The 5,022-nt window shown below is 72.9% G+C and carries 1 protein-coding gene; it reads left to right on the forward strand.

What is annotated here, in order from left to right:
• On the forward strand, positions 1–5,022 hold a 5,022-nt coding region (locus tag G3I65_RS07595; RefSeq protein WP_160695449.1), incomplete at both ends, for a type I polyketide synthase.

Consider the following 5,022-nt stretch of genomic DNA (forward strand, 5'->3'; position numbering starts at 1 on the left):
GGCCGGGCTCGGCGAGGCCGAGGCCCGCCGGCTGCTGCTCGACCTCGTCCGCGGCCAGGCCGCGTCGGTGCTCGGGCACGACTCGGCGACGGCGGTCCCGGCCGGCCGGGCGTTCCGCGAGCTGGGCTTCGACTCGCTGACCGCGGTCGAGGTCCGCAACCGGATCAACGCGGCGACCGGGCTGACGCTGCCCGCGACGCTGGTGTTCGACCACCCGAACCCGGCCGCCCTCGCCGAAGAGCTGCACCGGCTTCTGCTGGGCCGCACCGAAACCGCGGTCGTCACCGCGGCCGCCGCCACCGACGAACCGATCGCGATCGTCGCGATGGGCTGCCGCTTCCCCGGCGGCGTGCGGTCGCCGGAAGACCTGTGGCGCCTGGTCACCGACGGCGTCGACGCGCTGACGGCGTTCCCTGCCGACCGAGGCTGGGACCTGACTTCCTTCGGTGACGCGGAGTTCGCCGAGGTCGGCGGATTCGTCACGGGTGCCGCCGACTTCGACGCGGGCTTCTTCGGCATCTCGCCGCGGGAAGCCCTCGCCATGGACCCGCAGCAGCGCGTGCTCCTGGAGACGGCGTGGGAGGTGTTCGAACGCGCGGGCGTCGACCCGGCGTCGCTGCGCGGCAGCGCGACGGGCGTGTTCGTCGGCGCCAGCAGTTCCGGCTACGGCTCGAACCTCGAACAGGGACCGTCCGGTTCGGAGGGTTACCTGCTCACCGGCGAGGCCCCCAGCGTGATGTCCGGGCGCTTGTCGTACACCTTCGGGCTCGAAGGCCCGGCCGTCACGGTCGACACCGCGTGTTCGTCGGCGCTGGTCGCGATGCACCTGGCGAGCCAGGCGCTGCGGCAGGGCGAGTGCTCGCTGGCACTGGCCGGCGGCGTGGCGATCATGGCCAAGCCGATGGCGTTCCTGGAGTTCGCCCGCCAGCGCGGCCTGGCCGCGGACGGCCGCTGCAAGCCCTTCGCCGACGCGGCCGACGGCACCGGCTGGGGCGAAGGCGTCGGCCTGATCCTGCTGGAGCGCCTCTCGGACGCCGAACGCAACGGCCACCAGATCCTCGCCGTCGTCCGCGGCTCGGCCATCAACCAGGACGGTGCGTCGAACGGCCTGAGCGCCCCGAACGGCCCCTCGCAGCAGCGGGTCATCCGAGCGGCGCTGGCGAACGCCGGACTGTCCACATCAGACGTCGACGCGGTCGAAGCCCACGGCACGGGCACCCGCCTCGGCGACCCGATCGAGGCCCAGGCGTTGCTGGCCACCTACGGCCAGAACCGCGACGAGCCCCTCTGGCTCGGCTCGGTCAAGTCCAACCTCGGCCACACCCAGGCCGCGGCGGGCATGGCCGGCGTCATCAAGACGGTGGAGGCATTGCGCCACGGCGTCCTGCCCCGCACCCTGCACGTCGACGCGCCCTCGTCCCAAGTGGACTGGTCGGCCGGGTCCGTCGAGCTGCTCACCGAGCCCCGCGACTGGCCCGACCACAACCGTCCCCGCCGTGCGGCGGTTTCGGCGTTCGGCGTGAGCGGCACGAACGTCCACACGATCCTGGAGCAGGCCCCGGCCGTCGAGCCCCAGCCCGAGCCGTCCCCGACGGACGCGCTGCTGCCGCAGGTCTTCTCCGCCCACGACGCGGCCGCCCTGGAGACGTTGATCGACCGGCTCCCGTCCGCGAACCCGGCGGACCTGGGATTCTCACTGGCCACCACCCGAGCCCGCCTCGACCACCGCGCGGTACGCCTGGGCGACGACATCATCACGGGTACAGCGGACCCAGACGCCCTGCTAGCGGTCCTGTTCACCGGCCAAGGCGCCCAACGGTCTGGCATGGGCGAGCAGCTCTACTCTCGCTTCCCGGTCTACGCCGCGGCTTTCGACGAGATCCTCTCTCACTTCGATCCCGCACTCCGCGAGGCCTTCACCCGCCAAGACCTCCTAGACCGCACCGAATTCACTCAACCCGCCCTATTCGCCCTAGAAGTAGCCCTCTACCGCCTGATCGAATCGTTCGGCATCCACCCAGACTTCGTAGCGGGCCACTCAATCGGCGAAATCTCGGCGGCGCACGTAGCCGGCGTGCTCTCGCTCGAAGACGCCTGCCGCCTGGTCTCCGCCCGCGCCTCCCTCATGCAAGCCCTCCCCGCGGGTGGCGCCATGGTCTCCATCGCCGCGCCCGAATCCGCGATCACCCTCACCGATGGCGTCTCCATCGCCGCCGTCAACGGCCCCGAGTCGGTGGTCATCTCCGGCGACGAGTCCGAGGTCTTGGCGATCGCAGCGCAGTTCCCGAAGACCAAGCGCCTCACGGTGAGCCACGCCTTCCACTCGCCGCTGATGGACCCGATGCTGGAGGAGTTCCGCGCGGTCGCCGAGTCGTTGGAGCACTGCCCCGCGACGATACCGGTGGTCTCGAATGTGAGCGGTGCTCTCGCAGAGCCGTTCACGGCCGACTACTGGGTCCGCCACGTCCGGCAAGCAGTCCGCTTCGCCGACGGCATCGACACGCTCCAAGCCGAAGGCGTCCAGACCTTCCTGGAACTGGGCCCGGACGGCGTCCTGAGCGCGATGATCGACGGCGGAACCGTGAGCAGTGCTCTACGACGAGACCGCTCCGAAGAAAGAGCACTGCTCACCGCTTTGAGCACCGTTCACGTCCACGGCATCAACGTCGACTGGACGCCCTTCTTCCCCGGCGGCCGCCGCATCGACCTCCCGACCTATCCCTTCCAACGCGACCGCTACTGGCCACGCCCCGGAGCCGCCCGCGGCGACCTCGGAGCCGTCGGCGTGGGCGCCATCGACCACCCGCTGCTCGGCGCGGCCGTCGACCTCGCCGGCGACGAAGGCACCGTCCTCAGTGGACGCCTCTCCCTGGAAACGCACCCGTGGCTGGCCGGGCACGCGCTGTCCGGCACCGTCCTGGTCCCCGGCACCGCCCTGCTCGAACTCGTCGTCCAAGCCGCCGACCAGGTCGGCTGCACCGTCGTCGACGAACTGACCTTCGCCGCCCCGCTGGTCCTGCCCGACCGCGGCGCGGTCACCGTCCAGGTGTCGGCCGGCCCGGCCGACCCCGCGGGCCGCCGCCCGATCGCCGTGCACTCGCGGACCGCCGACGCCGACTGGACCCAGCACGCCACCGGCAGCGTCAGCACCGCGGCACTTTCACGTGAAAGTGCCGCCGAATGGCCGCCGGCCGGCGCGGAACCGGTCGATACCACCGAGCTCTACGAGCGGCTCGCCGCGATGGGCTTCGTCTACGGCGAAGCCTTCGGCGGCCTCACCCGCGTCTGGCGCGACGGCACCGAGGTCTTCGCCGAAGTCTCGCTGCCGGAACCGTTCGACGCGGCCGGGTTCGCCCTGCACCCGGCCCTGCTCGACGCCGCACTGCACCCGCTCGGCCTCGGCATCGTCACGCCGGACGACGGCGCCGCCCGGATGCCGTTCTCCTTCACCCGCGTCGCCGTGCACGCCACCGGCGCCACCGCGCTCCGGGTCCGGCTGAGCCCGGCGGGGGAGAACGCCGTCGCGCTCACCGCGTGGGACACCACCGGCGCCCCCGTGGTGACCGTCGGCTCGCTGCTGCTGCGCCCGGTCGCCCCCGCGGCGGCCACCGTCCCGGACACGCTCTTCGAACAGGTCTGGACCGAGGTCACCGCCGACCCCGCGGCGGCGGGCGCGGACCTCGAGTTCACCCGGGTGACCGGCGGCGACGTGCACGAAACCACCGGCCGGGTCCTGACCGAACTGCAGACCTGGCTCGCCGAGGATCGGCCGGGCAAGCTCGTCGTCGTCACCCGCGGCGCGGCGGACGGCGACCTCGCCGCGGCGGCCGTCGCCGGGCTGGTGCGGTCCGCGCAGTCGGAACACCCCGGCCGGTTCCTCCTGGCCGACGTCGACGACGACCCGCGGTCGCGAGACCTCCTGTCCACTGTGGACGCCTTCGGTGAGCCGCAGCTGGCACTTCGCGAAGGCATCGCGACGGCGCCGCGGCTGGTCCGCGCGAGCGCGATGCCGCTGACCCCCACGACCGGCTCCTGGCGCCTCGCCACCACCGGCGGCGGCACGACCGACAGCCTGGCGCTGACCGAGACGACCGAAGGACCGCTGGGAACGGGCGAGGTCCGGATCGAGGTCCGCGCCGCCGGGCTGAACTTCCGCGACGTGCTCATCTCCCTCGGCATGTACCCGGACCCCGACGCCCGCCTCGGCTCGGAAGCCGCCGGCGTGGTCGTCGAAATCGGTGCGGGCGTTGCGGATCTCGCCGTCGGGGACCGCGTGTTCGGTCTCGTCGACGACGCCTTCGCGCCGCGAGCGACCGCCGACGCGCGCCGTCTGGCGGCGATGCCCGGCGGGTGGACGTTCGCCGAGGCGGCCACCGTCCCGGTCGCGTTCGTCACCGCCTACTACGGCTTGTTCGACCTCGGCGGCCTCGAAGCGGGCCAGTCCGTGCTCGTGCACGCGGCGGCCGGGGGCGTCGGGATGGCCGCCGTGCAGCTGGCGCGGTGGAAAGGCGCCGAAGTGTTCGCGACGGCCAGCGAAGGCAAGCACGCCGTGTTGCGCGAGCTCGGCCTCGACGACGCCCACCTGGCCAGCTCGCGCACCCTGGACTTCCGCGAGAAGTTCGCCGGTGGTGTCGACGTCGTCCTGAACTCGCTGACCGGCGCGTTCACCGACGCCTCGCTGGCGCTGCTCAAGCCCGGCGGGCAGTTCGTCGAGCTGGGCAAGACCGACGTCCGCGAGGGCGACGGCTACCACACCTTCGACCTCGGCGACCCGGGCGCGGACCGGATCGCCGCCATCCTCGCCGGCCTGCTGGCCGCCTTCGGCCGCGGCGAGCTGACGCCGTTGCCGGTGCGCGCCTGGGACCTCGGCCGCGCCGCCGACGCGTTCCGGTTCGTCAGCCAGGCCAAGCACATCGGCAAGAACGTCCTCACGCTGCCGCGGCCCGAACCGGCAGGGACTGTGCTCGTCACCGGCGGTACCGGCACGCTCGGCGCCGCCGTGGCCCGGCACCTCGCCCGCCG

The sequence above is a fragment of the Amycolatopsis sp. SID8362 genome, assembly GCF_010550475.1.
Taxonomy (GTDB): Bacteria; Actinomycetota; Actinomycetes; order Mycobacteriales; family Pseudonocardiaceae; genus Amycolatopsis; species Amycolatopsis eburnea.